We start from the raw sequence: 1175 nt of genomic DNA, 5'->3' as shown, positions 1-1175 counted from the left end.
TCTACTATAAGGACATGCGCGACGAGGCAGAACGAGATCGTCAGTCGGGGCTCCTGCGGCGCCTGTCCGCCGGGGGATTTGAAGTGCGGGGGGCCGCTCCGGAGGATTTCGGTTCTGGTCCCTGGGAGCGCTACGGTACCAATCTCGTTGAAATGGCGGTGGACGTCATGACGATCGCCCCCGGCATCGACCGCGTCATCCTCGTCGCTGGCGACAGGAAACTGATCCCCTTGGTTCATGCGCTGCAGGCCGGCGGAATCCAGGTGACGGTGGCCACGGCTCTCAACATCCCGGAAGCGATCAGGGCTTCGGAAAAATTGATCGAAGCCGCCAGCGCGCATGTCGATCTCACCCAACATTTTGAGTCCGAACCGCCTCAACAGCAGCGAGGCTGACTCCCGGCCGACCTTTGGCCCGACAGAGGTGACGGCTCATCGATCGTCGGAAACTCATAGTGCAGACACTCGCCCATTTCCTAGTGAACAATGCCAGATGGCTTGCGGGCGGCTTCCTTCTGACCTTCTTTTCCTCGTTCGGACAGACGTTCTTTATCTCGCTTTCGAACGGCGGGATTCGGGAGGCCTACGGGCTCAGCCACGGTGAATTTGGAGGCCTCTACATGCTGGCGACGCTTCTCAGCGCCGCCACACTGCCGTTTCTCGGGCGTATTCTGGACCGCCACCGGACGGCAACTGTCGCCGCGGCGACGATGGCCATGCTTGCCGTCGCCACCATGGTGATGGGTTTTGCTCAGTCCGTGCCGATGCTGGTCCTGGCGCTCTATCTTCTCCGCCTCTTCGGGCAAGGGATGATGACGCAGACCGCCTTGACGGCCACGGGCCGCTGGTTCGCTGCAAATCGGGGGCGAGCCGTTTCGATCGTGACGCTTGGGCATCAGGTGGGCGAGGGACTTTTCCCCTTCATTTTTGTCCTCGTCGCCGATGCTGTTGGGTGGAGAGGGACCTGGTTCATCTGTGCTGCGGTCGTTCTGCTTCTCGCTCTGCCCCTGATTGTCCCGATGATTCGGAGCGAGCGGGATCCGCAGAGCGAACCCTCGCCGCCGACACAAGCTCCCTCAAGGCATTGCGGAGCGTGTCAACGAATGTGAGACAGCCGGAGCGATAGATTAAGCTTGGAGTTGGAGCTTGTTGTTGGGCGGATTGATCCAGACGGCG

2 protein-coding genes are annotated in these 1175 nt (G+C 61.0%); both read left to right on the top strand.

All coding sequences use genetic code 11. The features are described 5' to 3' along the window. The first annotated feature begins 14 nt into the window (after window positions 1–14). Window positions 15–395, top strand: coding sequence for an NYN domain-containing protein (locus tag VQ044_RS25240; RefSeq protein WP_331827898.1), 381 nt, complete (start codon window positions 15–17; stop codon window positions 393–395). A 59-nt stretch (window positions 396–454) separates the two neighbouring features. Continuing rightward, entirely contained in the window at window positions 455–1108 is a 654-nt protein-coding gene (locus tag VQ044_RS25235; protein ID WP_327650405.1) for an MFS transporter, read from the top strand. Window positions 1109–1175: the final 67 nt, after the last annotated feature.

This window comes from Aurantimonas sp. C2-5-R2 (genome assembly GCF_036549495.1).
Lineage (GTDB): Bacteria > Pseudomonadota > Alphaproteobacteria > Rhizobiales > Rhizobiaceae > Aurantimonas > Aurantimonas coralicida_A.
The sequence above is the reverse complement of the archived record's forward strand: the minus strand, read 5'-3'. Positions and strand labels throughout refer to the sequence as shown.